Here is a 15023-nt window from a genome sequence, read left to right as displayed (position 1 = left end):
ATAGCTTTCAGGCGCTTGCCTTGCTGCTGCAGCCAGTCGGCCAACTGTCTTCCTTACAACCGATAAGTGTGGGCGTTCAACGCGTTGAGTGCTGGTGTTTCCAGAAAGGAGGTGATCCAGCCGCACCTTCCGATACGGCTACCTTGTTACGACTTCACCCCAGTCACGAACCCCGCCGTGGTAAGCGCCCTCCTTGCGGTTAGGCTACCTACTTCTGGCGAGACCCGCTCCCATGGTGTGACGGGCGGTGTGTACAAGACCCGGGAACGTATTCACCGCGACATTCTGATCCGCGATTACTAGCGATTCCGACTTCACGCAGTCGAGTTGCAGACTGCGATCCGGACTACGACTGGCTTTGTGGGATTGGCTCCCCCTCGCGGGTTGGCAACCCTCTGTACCAGCCATTGTATGACGTGTGTAGCCCCACCTATAAGGGCCATGAGGACTTGACGTCATCCCCACCTTCCTCCGGTTTGTCACCGGCAGTCCCATTAGAGTGCCCTTTCGTAGCAACTAATGGCAAGGGTTGCGCTCGTTGCGGGACTTAACCCAACATCTCACGACACGAGCTGACGACAGCCATGCAGCACCTGTGTATCGGCTCCCTTTCGGGCACTCCTCTATCTCTAAAGGATTCCGACCATGTCAAAGGTGGGTAAGGTTCTTCGCGTAGCATCGAATTAAACCACATCATCCACCGCTTGTGCGGGTCCCCGTCAATTCCTTTGAGTTTCAACCTTGCGGCCGTACTCCCCAGGCGGTCAACTTCACGCGTTAGCTTCGTTACTGAAGAAATAAATCCCCAACAACCAGTTGACATCGTTTAGGGCGTGGACTACCAGGGTATCTAATCCTGTTTGCTCCCCACGCTTTCGTGCATGAGCGTCAGTGCAGGCCCAGGGGATTGCCTTCGCCATCGGTGTTCCTCCGCATATCTACGCATTTCACTGCTACACGCGGAATTCCATCCCCCTCTGCCGCACTCCAGCTATGCAGTCACAATGGCAGTTCCCAGGTTGAGCCCGGGGATTTCACCACTGTCTTGCATAACCGCCTGCGCACGCTTTACGCCCAGTAATTCCGATTAACGCTTGCACCCTACGTATTACCGCGGCTGCTGGCACGTAGTTAGCCGGTGCTTATTCTTACGGTACCGTCATGGGCCTTCTGTATTAGAAAAGACCTTTTCGTTCCGTACAAAAGCAGTTTACAACCCGAAGGCCTTCATCCTGCACGCGGCATGGCTGGATCAGGGTTTCCCCCATTGTCCAAAATTCCCCACTGCTGCCTCCCGTAGGAGTCTGGGCCGTGTCTCAGTCCCAGTGTGGCTGATCATCCTCTCAGACCAGCTACAGATCGTCGGCTTGGTAAGCTTTTATCCCACCAACTACCTAATCTGCCATCGGCCGCTCCGTCCGCGCGAGGTCCAAAGATCCCCCGCTTTCATCCGTAGATCGTATGCGGTATTAGCAAAGCTTTCGCTCCGTTATCCCCCACGATCGGGCACGTTCCGATGTATTACTCACCCGTTCGCCACTCGTCAGCATCCGAAGACCTGTTACCGTTCGACTTGCATGTGTAAGGCATGCCGCCAGCGTTCAATCTGAGCCAGGATCAAACTCTACAGTTCGATCTTGAATTGTTTGGAGCCCCGAAGAGCTCCACACTCATAAAAACGGAATTGAAGTGAACTTCACTTCTCTATTTCCATGAGCGTTTGATTTGATTCCGAAGAACCATGGCACTCGCCTCATCAAACGCCCACGCTTATCGGCTGTATATTGTTAAAGCACCTGGAAAAATAAGCCGCAGCACCGAAGCACCACATCCTCTTTTTCCGAACCTCGCTGCGATCAGCGAAGCCTTGAACTATAACAGGTTTCAAAGTAACCTGTCAAACTTGAGGGCCTTTCGACCGCCGCTTCCGACTTCCTGCAGTACCTTCCAGCACCGCCGCTCCGTCAGAAGCGAAGCCTTGAACTATACATCAGAAATCTGGGCAGTTGCAAGACCGGGAGAAGATTTTTTGAGGACTTTCTCCGGCTGCTTTTGACTCATTTCCCTGAAAGGCACCGTGTCGATTGCAGCGTGGGATGAAGTATAGCCCAGGGTTTTCCCGCGACAAGTGAATCGGTCATCTTTTTGTAAACAAGCGCCTCTCCTACCTTTCCCAGCGCGCCTTGGATAATGGGCGCATGGCACTTCTTACTTTGACGGATGCGCAACTGGCCTTCGGGCATGTGGCGTTGCTGGACCATGCGGATTTTTCGCTGGAGAGCGGCGAGCGCGTGGGGTTGATCGGGCGCAACGGCGCGGGCAAGTCTTCTCTGTTGAAGATCTTGGGGGGACTGGCTCAGGCAGACGATGGCATGCTGCATGTGCAGCAAAGCCTGCGTGTGACCTATGTGGCGCAGGAGCCTGACCTGCCCCTGGATGCGACGGTGTTCGAGGCGGCCTCACAGGGACTCGCAGAAGCCATCACGCTGCGCGAGCAGTATCTGTCTGCAGCCCCAGGGGTGGACCTGGACGCGCTGCAATCACGCATCGAGGCGCTGGACGCCTGGAACTGGGAGCAGCGCGTGGAGGAAACCCTGCAGCGCCTGCACCTGGATCCGCAGGCCGTGGTGGGCAAACTGTCGGGCGGCACCAAAAAGCGGGTGGCGCTGGCGCAGGCACTGGTTACGCGGCCCGACGTGCTGCTGCTGGACGAGCCGACCAACCACCTGGATCTGGACTCCATCGAGTGGCTGGAAGAGCTGCTGATCGCCTTTCCCGGCGCGGTGGTGACCATTACCCACGACCGCGCCTTCCTGGACCGCATCGCCACGCGCATCGTCGAGCTGGACCGCGGCCAGCTGCGCTCCTACCCTGGCAACTTCGCGCAATACCAACTGCACAAGGAAGAGCAGCTGGCGCAGGAGGCGGTGATCGCCGCCCGCGCCGACAAGCTGCTGGCGCAGGAAGAGGTCTGGATTCGCAAGGGCGTGGAGGCACGGCGCACCCGCAGCGTCAGCCGCATCAACCGGCTGCAGGCGCTGCGCGACAGCCGCGCCGTGCGCCGCGAGGTGCTGGGCAGCGTGAGGATGGATGTGGCATCGGGCAGCGGCCAGGGCGGCTACCAGGGCAAGATCGTGGCCGAGCTGACGGGCGTCGGCCAAGCGTTCGGCGAGCGCACCATCGTGCGCGACTTCAGCGCCACCATCCTGCGCGGCGACAAGATCGGGCTGCTCGGCCCCAACGGCGCAGGCAAGACCACGCTGCTGAAACTCATTCTGGGCGAGCTGGAGCCCGACAGCGGCAGCGTGCGCCGCGGCGCCAACCTGCAGGTGGCCTACTTCGACCAGATGCGCCAGGCCATCGACATGGACGCCACGCTGGAGGACTTCATCAGCCCCGGCAGCGAATGGATCGAGATCGGCGGCCAGCGCAAGCACGTCAAGAGCTACCTGGGCGACTTTTTGTTCTCGCCGGCACGCGCGCACTCGCCCGTGCGCTCGCTGTCGGGCGGCGAGCGCAACCGCCTGCTGCTGGCGCGGCTGTTTGCGCGGCCAGCCAACGTGCTGGTGTTGGACGAACCGACCAACGACCTGGACATCGACACGCTGGAGCTGCTCGAAGAGCTGCTGCAGACCTACGACGGCACGGTGTTCTTGGTCAGCCACGACCGCACCTTCCTGGACAACGTCGTGACCAGCACCATCGTCAGCGAGGGCGAGGGCCGCTGGCGCGAATACGAAGGCGGCGTGCAGGACTGGCTGACGCAGTCGCGCCGCAGCCGCGCGCTGGCCGCAGCCGCGGCCCAGGACGCACGCAAGGAGGGCAAGGCCGGCCGTGAGGCAACCAGCCGCGCGGCGACGGCGGAGGCCCCGGCGGCGAACAAGCGCAAGCTCAGCTACAAGGAGCAGCGCGAACTGGAGCAGCTGCCGGCGCGGATCGAGGCGCTGGAGGCCGAGCAGCTGGCCGTGCGCGAGGAACTGGGGGACGGCAGCCTGTACACGCGCGACGGCGCCCGCGCCGCGGCCCTGCATGCCCGCGACGGCGAGATCGAGGCGCTGCTGATGCAGGCACTGGAGCGCTGGGAGGCGCTGTCGGCCTGAGGGGCGCTATCAATACATGAGCTGTTGGCGCTTGTTCCATCCGGGTTTGCGCATGAAAACCATCGCAAACCCTTTCAGATCAAGCGCTGGCAGCTCACTTTTTTGAAGCCGCCGGCCCGGCCCCGGCTGCGTCAGATGCGGTGGTGCACCCGGTCGCCCGCGCCGCGCAGGCGCGCCACCAGGGCCGGGGCGATCTGCGCCAGCGGCAGCACCTCGTCGGCCGCGCCATGGGCGATGGCCTCGCGCGGCATGCCGAAGACGATGCAGCTGGCCTCGTCCTGCACATAGTTGTAGCTGCCGGCGTCCTTCATCTCGCGCATGGCGGCGGCGCCGTCGGCGCCCATGCCCGTCAGCATGATGCCCACCGCATTGCGCCCCACATGGGCGGCAACCGACTTGAACAGCACCTCCACCGAGGGCTTGTGGCGGTTCACCGGCGGGCCGTCGTCCACCACGGCGACGTAGTTGGCGCCGCTCTTGGCCAGCGCAAACTGGCGCCCGCCCGGCGCGATGTAGGCGTGGCCGGGCAAGATGCGCTCACCCTGCACCGCCTCTTTCACCGTGATCTGGCACAGACTGTTCAGGCGCGCGGCAAAGCTGGTGGTAAAGCCCGGCGGCATGTGCTGGGTGATGACGATGGCAGGCGCGTCGGCCGGCAGGTGCACCAGCACCTCGCGGATGGCCTCGGTGCCGCCGGTGGAGGCACCGATCGCCACCAGCTTCTCGGTGGACAGGCGCCCCAGCAGGGGCGAAGCGGCCACCGGGGCGGCGGCGGCCGCGCCGCCAGCGTGCGGGTGCACGATGGCGCCGGCGCTTGCGGCCGGCGCGCGGCGCACCTGGGCCACGGCGGCCACGCGGATCTTGTCCACGATCTGCGCGGCCAGCTCGTTCAGGCCGCTGGCCAGGCCCACGCGCGGCTTGGCAACGAAGTCCACGGCGCCCAGCTCCAGCGCGCGCATGGTGACCTCGGCGCCGCGCTCGGTCAGCGTGGAGATCATGACCACCGGCATGGGCCGCAGCCGCATCAGCCGGCCCAGAAAGTCGATGCCGTCCATGCGCGGCATCTCCACGTCCAGGGTGATCACGTCCGGGTTCATCTCGCGGATCATCTCGCGCGCCACCAGCGGGTCGTTGGCCGTGCCGATGCATTGCATGTCCGGCTGGCGGTTGATGATCTCGGCCAGCAGGCTGCGCACCAGTGCCGAATCGTCCACCACGATGACGCGTATCTTGCTGCTGCTGCTCATGTTTTTGTCTGCCGCCTTCCCTGGCCGGTGCGCCGCCCGGCGCCCGGGCCGCTGGTTCTCACACAACTTCGATCGAAAAAATCAAAACAGGTCCACCGAGCCGCCGCTGGTGGCGCGCGCCACGCTGACGGCATTGCCGCGCACCACTTCCTGGGCCATGGCCTCGGGATGGGCGTGCGCCAGGCGCTTGACCATGACCTTGCCGCTGACGGGAAAGAACACCACCTTGCGCGGGTAGATGTCCAGCACGTCCTCGGAGACGATGGGGATGCGCTCGGTGGCCAGGTAGTTTTGCACAAACCGGGTGTTGCGCTCGCCCACGTTCATGGTGGTGAAGTTGGCCATGACCTGGCCGCCGCCGAAAATCTTGGCCTGCAGCGTCTCGCGCCGGGCGCCCTGCTTCATCATTTCGTTGATGAGCAGTTCCATGGCGTAGGAGCCGTAGCGCCCGGAGGTGTCGGCGCTGTCGCCGTCGGGCAGCATGAAGTGGTTCATGCCGCCCACGCCGGCCCGGCTGTCCCACAGGCAGGCGGCAATGCACGAGCCCAGCACGGTGACGATGGTCATCTGCTCGCGGGCCACGAAGTATTCGCCCGGCAGCACCTTGACGGCGTTGTGCTGGAAGTGGTGGTCGAAGAAGTAGAACGACGCCTCGCCCGGGCGGTGCGCCCGTGCCTTCAGCTCGGCCAGCGTCACCTGGGGCGCGGGCGGCGCAGCGGCGCGGTCCAGCGGCGAGATGCGCGGCACGTGCCGGCGCTCGTAGGCCGGTGGGGCGGAGCTGGAGTCGGCGCGGGAGGGTTGCATGGTCGCAATGCCTTGTGGTGGGTGGCCGGCGGTCAGACGCGCTCGTACACCGTCTTGCCGCGCAGCACGAACAGGTCGCGCGAGTCGCTGAAGTTTTCCGCATGGCCCACGAACAGCATGCCGCCGGGCTTGAGCACGCGGTGGATGCGCTCGAGCACGCGCCGCTGGGTGGGGGCGTCGAAATAGATCATCACGTTGCGGCAAAAGACCACGTCGAACGGCTCGCGAAAGGGCCAGTCGTCGCGGATCAGGTTCACGCTCAAAAATTCGATGGGCCGGCGCAGCTCGGGCTTGACGCGTGCCAGCCCGGCATTGCCGCCCTTGCCGCGCTGAAAGAACCGCTGCAGGCGCTCCTGCGACAGGCCCTTGAGGCTGTCCACGCGGTAGACGCCGGCCGCAGCAGTGGCCAGCACGCGCGAATCGATGTCGCTGGCGGCCAGCTTGAACGGCACGCTGGCGCCCAGCGTCTCCTGCACCGTCATGGCGATGGAGTACGGCTCCTCGCCCGTGGAAGCGGCGCTGCACCAGATGTTCCAAGGCCCGGCGGCGCGCATGCGCAGCAGCGAGCCCAGGATCTCGAAGTGGTGCTGCTCGCGAAAGAACGCCGTGAGGTTGGTGGTCAGGGCGTTGATGAATTCCTGCCACTCGGGACCGTCGTGGCCTTCCAGCCAGCCGAGATAGTCCTGAAAGCTCTTGTGCCCGGTCTCGCGCAGCCGGCGCGACAGGCGGCTATAGACCATGGCGTGCTTGCCGTCGTGCAGGCTGATGCCGGCGCGCTGGTAGATCAGCGCCTGCACGCGCACGAAGTCAGCCTGCGTCCAGGCGAATTCGCGGCCCTCGGCGGCGGCATCGCCGGCCGCAGCATCGGCCGCAGGCGCGGGCCGCAGCGCGGCCCGGCGCACGGCGGCGGGACTGTGGTGCAGGGCGGTGCGGTCGGTGCTCATGCGGTGTGGGCAGCAGGCCTTCAGTCGGTCGCGAGGCTCAGGCCCATGTCCACGCCGGACATGAGCCTTTCAATGTCCAGCAGGATCAGCATGCGCTCGCCCACCGAGCCCAGGCCGCGGATGCAGGCCGCGTCGATGGCGCTGTCCACGTCCGGCGCGGGGCGGATGTTCTCGGCCGCCAGTTCCATCACGTCGCTGACCGAGTCCACCACGATGCCGACCACCCGCTCGCGCAGGTTCAGGATGATGACCACCGTGAAGGCGTCGTAGTCGGCCTGCGCGCAGGCAAAGCGCAGGCGCATGTCCACGATCGGCACGATGGTGCCGCGCAGGTTGGTCACGCCCTTGATGAAGGCCGGGGCCTGGGCGATGCGCGTGGGCGTCTCGTAGCCGCGGATCTCCTGCACCTTCAGGATGTCGATGCCGTATTCCTCCTGCCCCAGGCGGAAGGTGAGGTACTCGCGCGCGCTGGTGGCTGCGCCGGTGTTCTTGTCGTTCATCACCGCATTCATGCGTTGGTTCCTTGCATTGCTTCAGGCAGGCGGACGTGTCAGTGGCGCACGCGGCGCACCAGTCCGGCGGTATCCAGGATGAGGGCCACCGTGCCGTCGCCCAGGATGGTGGCACCCGAGACGTTGGGCACCTTGCGGTAGTTGGTCTCCAGGTTCTTGACCACCACCTGGTGCTGGCCCAGCAGCTCGTCCACCAGCACCGCCACGCGGCTGCCGTCGGCCTCCACCACCACCATGATGCTGCTGCTGGCGCCGCCCTCGGGGCGCGGCACCTGGAAGATCTTCTCCAGCGCCATCACCGGCATGTATTCCTCGCGCACCTTGACCAGCTGCGAGCCCTGGGCCACGGTGTTGACTTCCTGCGGGTTGACCTGGAAGGACTCGACCACCGAGGACAGGGGCAGGATGTAGACCTCGTCGCCCACGCCCACGGACATGCCGTCCATGATGGCCAGCGTCAGCGGCAGGCGCACGGACACGCGCATGCCGTAGCCCTCGGCCGAGTCGATCTCCACCGAGCCGTTGAGCGCGGCGATGTTCTTCTTGACCACGTCCATGCCCACGCCGCGCCCGGACACGTCGGTCACCACCTCGGCGGTGGAAAAGCCCGGCGCCAGGATCAGGTTCCAGACCTCGCTGTCGGGCATGGCGTCGGACACGTCCATGCCGCGCTCGCGCGCCTTGCGCAGAATCTTCTCGCGCGACAGGCCCTTGCCGTCGTCGCGCACCTCGATGACGATGGAGCCGCCCTGGTGCGAGGCCGACAGGCTCAGCGTGCCGTGCTCGGGCTTGCCGGCGGCCAGGCGCTCTGCGGGCATCTCGATGCCGTGGTCGCAGCTGTTGCGCACCAGGTGGGTCAGCGGGTCGGTGATCTTCTCCACCAGGCTCTTGTCCAGCTCGGTGGCCTCGCCGTGGGTGACGAACTCCACCTTCTTGTCCAGCTTGGCCGCCAGGTCGCGCAGCATGCGGGGGAAGCGGCTGAACACCGTGGACATCGGAATCATGCGGATGGACATGACCGATTCCTGCAGGTCGCGCGTGTTGCGGTCCAGGTCGGCCAGGCCGGCCAGCAGCTGCTGGTGCACGCCGGAATCGAGCCCGCGGCTGTTTTGCGCCAGCATGGCCTGGGTGATCACCAGCTCGCCCACCAGGTTGATGAGCTGGTCCACCTTGGAGACGGCCACGCGGATGGTGGTGGACTCCATGGACGAGGCGCCGGCCCCGCCCTTGCCCTCGGCGGCGGCGCGGCCTGCAGCCGGGCGCGCCGCCGGTGCGGCCTGCGCGGCAGGGGCGAGAGAGGGCGCCGCCCCGCCCTGCTGGGCCGGCAGGCCCGGGGCGCCGGGAAAGAAGCCGTAGGGCTCGGTCAGTGCGACCGGCGCCGGGTCGCCCGCGGCCGGCTCGGGCACCGCCGCTGCGGGCAGGATGCGCACCTGCTCCTTGGCCACGTGGAAGACGAACAGGTCCAGCAGGTCCTCGTCGCTGGAGGTGGTGCGCACGGCAAAGCAGCGCATGTCGGCACGGCTGTCGGGCAGATCGGTGATGGAGCCCAGCCCGGGGATGTCGCGAAACAGCTCCTTGATGGCGTCAGCCAGGGCGGGCTGGGACAGCGGGCCGATATGGATCTCCAGCGCGCGCTCGGCGCCCACCGGGGCCGCCGCGGGCATGGCTGCAGGGGCGGGCGGCGCGGGCACGGGCACGGGCGCCGGCGCGGCCACGACGGGCGCAGGAGCGGGCGCGGCCACCGCCCCGCCACCGGCGGCCAGCTCGCTGATGCGGCGCACCAGCTCGTGGGTGGACAGGGCCTCGCCTTCGCCGCCGGCCTGGTGGCGCGCCAGCAGGCTGCGCGAGGCGTCGGCGGATTCCAGCAGCACGTCCACCATCTGCGGCACCAGCTGCAGCTCGTGGCGGCGCAGGCGGTCCAGCAGCGACTCCATCTGGTGGGTCAGCTCGGCCACGTCGGAAAAGCCGAACGTGGCCGAGCCGCCCTTGATGGAGTGGGCGCAGCGGAAGATGCCGTTGAGCTCCTCGTCGTTGGCGGCGCTCACGTCCAGGACCAGCAGCATCTGCTCCATCTGGTCGAGGTTCTCTGCCGCCTCCTCGAAGAAGATCTGATAGAACTGGCTCAGGTCGAAGTCCATGCCTGCGCCGCTTTGGTGGGTGTCCGCCATGATGGGGGGTATTCCTGTGTACTGCTCGGGGGCCGTTGCTGGGGCGGTGGCGCTCAGCGGATGACCTTCTGGATGACCTCGATGAGGCGTGTGGGGTCGAACGGCTTGACCAGCCAGCCCGTGGCCCCGGCGCTGCGCCCGGCCTGCTTCATCTGGTCGCTGGACTCGGTGGTCAGGATCAGGATGGGCGTGGTCTTGAAGCGCGGGTGCTCGCGCAGCTTGCGCGTCAGGCCGATGCCGTCCAGGCGCGGCATGTTCTGGTCGGCCAGCACCAGGTGGATGTCGTGCGTCTCGGCCTTCTCCAGCGCGTCCTGGCCGTCCACGGCCTCCACGACGTGGTAGCCCGCCGAGGTGAGCGTGAAGGACACCATTTTCCGCATGGACGGGGAATCATCGACGGCGAGAATGGACTGCATGTAAATAGCTCCAGCAACTTCGGTTTCTTATTGGGCCAGTGTGGATGGGGGCAAGCGGGGGTCGGCGGTGGCGAAACCGTCAAAACAGCTCGACCGAGCCCGCCTCCATCTCGCTTTGCGTGACGGGGTTGGGGCGTTCGGGGGCGATGCCCTCCAGCGGAGCGGCGGCCTCGTCCTCGCCGTCGCCCATGGTCTCGGCGGCCAGGCGGAAGGCGCAGCCCTGCAGCACGCGGCTGGTGTGGGCGATCAACTGCGTGGCCATGTCGTGGAACTGCAGCTCCGTCACTGCGCTGCGCAGCGCCGTGCGCAGCGCCTCCAGCTCGCCGGAGCCCGCCACCACGCTGTCGCTGAGCGAGGCGTTGGCCTCGCCAAAGCGCGCCAGCAGGTTGTCGGTGGCGTGGTTGAGCAGCCCTTCCAGGCGCTGCAGGTCGTGCATGGCCATCAACAGCGAGTCTTGCAACTCGGCCGCGACCAGCACCGGCACCTGCACTGCAGGGCCGGGTGGCGTGTTGAGCGTAGATTGCATCGTTTCTCCATCGCGCCGCTTTGGCGCCGAAGGCAAGACAGCCATGATGGCAGCGCAGACAGTCTGCGCGCCAATTGTTCCAATATGTATCCCATGATACCCAACAACGCCGATCCCGAGACTCCGAAAAGACCCGTGCGCGTGCTGCATCTCGAGGACTCGCCCGCCGACCAGGCCCTGGTGCGCATGACGCTGCGCCGCGCCCGGGTGCCGCACGAGATCAGGCAGGTGGACAGCCTGCCGGCGCTGGCCCGCTGCCTGGACAGCGAGACCTTCGATGTGATTGTGGCCGACTACCGCCTGACCGGGTTCACGGCGATCGACGCCTGGCAGCTGGTGAGCGGACGGGCCGGGCACCCGCCCTTCGTGCTGCTGTCGGGCGCCATCGGCGAGGCGGCGGCGGTGGACGCCATGCGCCTGGGCTTTGCCGACTACCTGCTCAAGGACGACATGGCGCGGCTGCCGCACGTCATCGAGCGGGCGCTGGAGGTGGCCGAGGCGCGGCGCGCCCGCGAGCAGGCGATGGCCGACCTGGCCGAGTCCGAGCAGCGCCTGGCCGACCTGGCCGAGCACCTGCAGACTTCCATCGAGGAAGAGCGCGCGGCGATCGCCCGCGAGATCCACGACGACATTGGCGGCGCCCTGACCGCGGCGCGCTTTGACCTGGCCTGGATCGGCCGCCACGCGCCCCAGGGGCCGCTGGGCGAGCACGCCGGCGCGGCCAGCGAGATGCTGGAGCACGCCATCGATGCCAGCCAGCGCATCATGATGAACCTGCGCCCGCCCGTGCTGGACCAGGGCCTGGTGGCCGCCGTGCAGTGGCTGGCCGAGACGTTCGAGCGTCGCACCCGGCTGCCGGTGCGCGTCAGCTGCGACTGCAAGGCCATCGACAGCGCGCCGCCGGCCCTGCAGCTGGTGGCCTACCGCACGGCGCAGGAGGCGCTGACCAACATCCACAAGCACGCCGGCGCCACGCAGGTGCGCATCGACCTGTCTGACCACGAGGGCGTGCTGACGGTGGAGGTCTGCGACGACGGCCGCGGCATTGCGCCCGAGATGCTGAAAAAGCCCCGCTCCTTTGGCCTCAAGGGCCTGGCCGAGCGGGCGCGGCGCGCCGGCGGCTGGATGGACGTCAGCAGCCAGCCGGGCCGCGGCACGGCCATCGTGCTGTCGCTGCCGCTGGTGGGGCTACCATCGGCAGGCAGCCCGCTGACCGACAGCGCGGCGCCAACGCAGCTCAACGAAGGAGGGGCCGAGCCGTGATCCACGTGGTTCTGTGCGACGACCATGCCGTGCTGCGGCGCGGCATCCGCGACACGCTCGTCGAGTCGCCGGACATCACCGTGACGGCCGAAGCCGGCAGCTACCCCGAGCTGCGCGACGCCCTGCGCACGGCCGCCTGCGACGTGCTGCTGCTGGACCTGAACCTGCCTGGGCGCAGCGGGCTGGAGGTGCTGGCCAGCCTGCGCGACACGCACCCGCAGATCCGCGTGCTGATCGTCTCGATGTACCCCGAGGACCAGTACGCGCTGCGGGCCATTCGCGCCGGGGCGCAGGGCTACGCCAACAAGGCGAGCGACCCGCTGCAGCTGATTGCCGCCGTGCACACCGTCATGCAGGGGCGCAAGTACCTCACGCCCGAGGTGGCGCAGCTGCTGGCCGACAGCCTGGCCCAGCCCGTGCCCGAGCTGCCGCACGAGCAGCTGTCCGAGCGCGAGCTGCAGACGCTGGTCAAGATCGCCTCCGGGCGGCGGCTGTCGGACATCGCCGAGGAGCTGATGCTCAGCCCCAAGACGGTGAGCGTGTACCGCGCGCGGGTGCTGGAAAAGCTCAAGCTCAGCAACAACGCGGAGCTGACGGTGTACGCCATCCGCAACCAGCTGGTATGAAAACCATAGCTGCTGGCGCTTGCTACGCCTGGGTTTTCAACACTTTTGTATCGCAAACCCGCGCCCATCAAGCGCCGGCAGCTATCAAAATCAAAGTGGCGCAAACAGGTCGATGACCTGCTGCAGCAGCGCCAGCATGGGCTGCTCCAGCAGCGGCAGCGTGGCCGCAATGCCCAGCAGCCCCACCGTGAGGGTGACGGGAAAGCCCACGGCGTAGATGTTCATCTGCGGCGCCACGCGCGAGATGATGCCCAGCGTCAGATTCACGAACAGCAGCAGCACCACCATGGGCAGGGCGATCCACAGCGCACTGGCGAACAGGGAGCTGCCCAGCTCGTGCAGCCGCATCTGCCCCACCGCCTCCAGCCAGTGGCCCTGCACGGGAAAGCGCTCAAAGCTCTTGACCACCGCCATCAGCACCAGCAAGTGCCCGTTGATGACCACGAACAGCAAGAGCGCCATGTTGCCGAAAAAGCGCGCCACGGCGCTGACCTGCGCGTTGCTGGTCGGATCGAAAAAGGACGCGAAGTTCAGGCCCATCTGCAGGCCGATGACCTCGCCGGCCAGCTCGACGGCGGCAAACACCAGCCGCACGGCAAAGCCGATAGCCACGCCCACGCCCATCTGCTGCAGCACGGCGCCCAGAGCCTCGGGGCCGTTGACGCTGATGACCGGCGCCGGCGGCAGCACGGCCTGGGCGCACACGGCGATCAGGAAGGCCAGGGCGACGCGGCTGCGCACCGGAATGACCCGCATGGAAAACACCGGCGCCACCGAAAACAGCGCCAGCACGCGCAAAAAGGGCCACAGCACCGGCGACAGCCAGGCCATGATCTGGGCTTCGGAGAAGGTGATCACCCGACCACGGACGGGATGGCCTCGATGGTGCGGCGCAGGAAGTCCACCAGCGTGGAGATCATCCAGGGCCCGGCGATGGCGAACACGATGACGGCCGCAATCAGCTTGGGCACAAAGGCCAGCGTGGCCTCGTGGATCTGCGTGACGGCCTGGAAGATGCTGACCGTCAAGCCCACGGCCATGACCACGCCCAGCACCGGCATGGACACCATCAGCAGCATGGTCAGGGCGTCGCGCCCCATGGTCAGGACGAATTGGGAGGTCATGCGAATTCCTTTCGATGGGCTGCGCTGATACATGTCAGCGGCGCTGCACACTGGCCCGCCCCAGGCCAGCGGCTGCCGCGCAAGGCCCGCCCCGCCGCGCTGGCAGCGTCCCCCTTCCCACGCGTAGCGTGAGAGAAGAGGGAAGGCGCGAAGCGACTCAGGGGGCTCAACCGAATCACGTGGCGAAGCTGGCGGCCAGCGAGCCGATCAGCAGGTTCCAGCCATCGGCCAGCACGAACAGCATCAGCTTGAAGGGCAGCGCCACCAGCACCGGCGACAGCATCATCATGCCCAGCGACATCAGCACGCTGGAGACCACCATGTCGATGATCAGAAACGGGATGAAGATCATGAAGCCGATCTGGAAGGCCGATTTGAGCTCGCTGGTGACAAAAGCTGGCACCAGCACCCGCAGCGGCGCGGTCTCGGCCGTCACGTTCGGCTCCAGCTTGGCCAGGCGGGCGAACAGGGCGAAGTCCGACTGGCGCGTCTGCTTGAGCATGAAGCCGCGCATGGGCACCTCGGCCCTTTGCGCCGCCTGCTCGAAGGTAATCTCGTTGGCGGTGTAGGGCACGTAGGCCTCCTGGTACACTCGGTCCAGCGTGGGGCCCATGACGAACATGGTCAAGAACAGCGACAGGCCGACGACGACCTGGTTGGGCGGCGCCTGCTGCGTGCCGATGGCCTGGCGCAGCAGCGACAGCACGATCACGATGCGGGTGAAGCCCGTCATCATGAGCAGCACCGCCGGCAAAAACGACAGCGCCGTGAAGAACAGCAGCGTCTGGATGGGCACCGAATAGCTGGCGCCGCCAGGGCCCGAGCCGATCACCAGCGGCAGCGCGCCCGCTGGCGCCGCGCCCCCCGGAGCCTGCGCCCAGACAGCCGGCGCGGCCAGCAGCAGCACCAGGGCACAGGCCAGCCATGGCCCGCAGCGGCGCTCAGTCATGGGCCGCCACGTCGCCCGGCTGGGCAGCCCGCGCCGCCGCCATCTCTCCGGCGAAGCTGGCCGCCGGCAGCACGTGCAGGCAGCTGACCTGCTGCGCCGTCACTCCCAGCACCAGCACGGTGCGCTGGTGCGCCGGGCCCACTTCGACCGTGACCACGCGCTGCTGCGGCCCCACGGCCACGGTGGACAGCACGCGGCTGGCCGCGCCGCTGCCGCCGGGCAGCAGGCCGGCATGGCGCTGCTGCAACCGGCGGATCAGCCAGGGCAGCGCCGACAGCGCCGCCACGAACAGCACCACGACCAGCAGCGTCTGCGTCATGCCCATGCCTGCACCCGCGTTCATG

At 66.7% G+C, this 15023-nt stretch carries 15 protein-coding genes and 1 rRNA gene; 4 read left to right on the top strand and 12 right to left on the bottom strand.

Going from position 1 to position 15023, the window contains the following annotated elements:
• Positions 1–104 precede the first annotated feature (104 nt).
• Positions 105–1633, bottom strand: a 16S ribosomal RNA gene (locus C7H73_RS03840).
• Positions 1634–1741: 108 nt separating this feature from the next.
• On the opposite strand from C7H73_RS03840, the gene C7H73_RS15475 reads away from it, so the two are divergent.
• Positions 1742–2056, top strand: coding sequence for a hypothetical protein (locus tag C7H73_RS15475; RefSeq protein WP_157948314.1), 315 nt, complete (start codon positions 1742–1744; stop codon positions 2054–2056).
• Between the two features lie 142 nt (positions 2057–2198).
• A complete protein-coding gene (locus tag C7H73_RS03830) occupies positions 2199–4100 on the top strand; it encodes an ATP-binding cassette domain-containing protein (RefSeq protein WP_106845442.1) in 1902 nt (633 codons plus the stop codon).
• Between the two features lie 131 nt (positions 4101–4231).
• On the opposite strand, the gene C7H73_RS03825 is transcribed toward C7H73_RS03830, so the two are convergent.
• The 7 genes from C7H73_RS03825 to C7H73_RS03795 form a co-directional block, all read right to left on the bottom strand.
• Positions 4232–5347, bottom strand: coding sequence for a protein-glutamate methylesterase/protein-glutamine glutaminase (locus C7H73_RS03825; RefSeq protein ID WP_106845441.1), 1116 nt, complete (start codon positions 5345–5347; stop codon positions 4232–4234).
• A gap of 81 nt (positions 5348–5428) precedes the next feature.
• A complete protein-coding gene (gene cheD / locus C7H73_RS03820) occupies positions 5429–6151 on the bottom strand; it encodes a chemoreceptor glutamine deamidase CheD (RefSeq protein ID WP_106845440.1) in 723 nt (240 codons plus the stop codon).
• Between the two features lie 32 nt (positions 6152–6183).
• A complete protein-coding gene (locus C7H73_RS03815; protein WP_106845439.1) occupies positions 6184–7095 on the bottom strand; it encodes a CheR family methyltransferase in 912 nt (303 codons plus the stop codon).
• A gap of 20 nt (positions 7096–7115) precedes the next feature.
• On the bottom strand, positions 7116–7607 hold the full coding sequence (locus C7H73_RS03810; RefSeq protein WP_106845438.1) for a chemotaxis protein CheW: 492 nt from the start codon (positions 7605–7607) through the stop codon (positions 7116–7118).
• A 38-nt stretch (positions 7608–7645) separates the two neighbouring features.
• A complete protein-coding gene (locus tag C7H73_RS03805) occupies positions 7646–9775 on the bottom strand; it encodes a chemotaxis protein CheW (RefSeq protein WP_106845437.1) in 2130 nt (709 codons plus the stop codon).
• A 53-nt stretch (positions 9776–9828) separates the two neighbouring features.
• Positions 9829–10191: a response regulator gene (locus C7H73_RS03800; protein WP_106845436.1), complete on the bottom strand. Its 363-nt coding sequence runs from the start codon at positions 10189–10191 to the stop codon at positions 9829–9831.
• A 79-nt stretch (positions 10192–10270) separates the two neighbouring features.
• Complete coding sequence (locus C7H73_RS03795; RefSeq protein WP_106845435.1) at positions 10271–10717, bottom strand: hypothetical protein; 447 nt, start codon at positions 10715–10717, stop codon at positions 10271–10273.
• 93 nt (positions 10718–10810) lie between these two features.
• Here C7H73_RS03795 and C7H73_RS03790 point away from each other — a divergent pair, with 93 nt between their 5' ends.
• Positions 10811–11980: a hybrid sensor histidine kinase/response regulator gene (locus C7H73_RS03790; RefSeq protein ID WP_106847517.1), complete on the top strand. Its 1170-nt coding sequence runs from the start codon at positions 10811–10813 to the stop codon at positions 11978–11980.
• Positions 11977–12606, top strand: a complete 630-nt coding sequence (locus C7H73_RS03785) for a response regulator (protein ID WP_106845434.1) — start codon at positions 11977–11979, stop codon at positions 12604–12606. Before C7H73_RS03790 ends, C7H73_RS03785 begins: the two co-directional genes overlap by 4 nt.
• 90 nt (positions 12607–12696) lie before the next feature.
• Here the strand turns inward: C7H73_RS03785 and fliR are convergent, their stop codons facing one another.
• The 4 genes from fliR to C7H73_RS03765 all read right to left on the bottom strand — a co-directional run bounded on the left by fliR (position 12697) and on the right by C7H73_RS03765 (position 15022).
• The gene (fliR, locus tag C7H73_RS03780; protein ID WP_106845433.1) at positions 12697–13464 is read right to left on the bottom strand and encodes a flagellar biosynthetic protein FliR; all 768 of its coding nucleotides are present in this window, start codon (positions 13462–13464) and stop codon (positions 12697–12699) included.
• Complete coding sequence (fliQ, locus tag C7H73_RS03775; RefSeq protein WP_106845432.1) at positions 13461–13730, bottom strand: flagellar biosynthesis protein FliQ; 270 nt, start codon at positions 13728–13730, stop codon at positions 13461–13463. Before fliQ ends, fliR begins: the two co-directional genes overlap by 4 nt.
• Before the next feature lie 175 nt (positions 13731–13905).
• Positions 13906–14679 carry a flagellar type III secretion system pore protein FliP gene (fliP, locus tag C7H73_RS03770; RefSeq protein WP_106845431.1) on the bottom strand — a complete coding sequence of 258 codons (774 nt, stop codon included), beginning with the start codon at positions 14677–14679 and terminating at the stop codon, positions 13906–13908.
• A complete protein-coding gene (locus C7H73_RS03765; protein ID WP_227001409.1) occupies positions 14672–15022 on the bottom strand; it encodes a FliO/MopB family protein in 351 nt (116 codons plus the stop codon). Before C7H73_RS03765 ends, fliP begins: the two co-directional genes overlap by 8 nt.
• Position 15023 lies beyond the last annotated feature (1 nt).

The sequence above is a fragment of the Pulveribacter suum genome (assembly GCF_003013695.1).
Classification (GTDB): domain Bacteria; phylum Pseudomonadota; class Gammaproteobacteria; order Burkholderiales; family Burkholderiaceae_C; genus Melaminivora; species Melaminivora suum.
The sequence above is the reverse complement of the archived record's forward strand: the minus strand, read 5'-3'. Positions and strand labels throughout refer to the sequence as shown.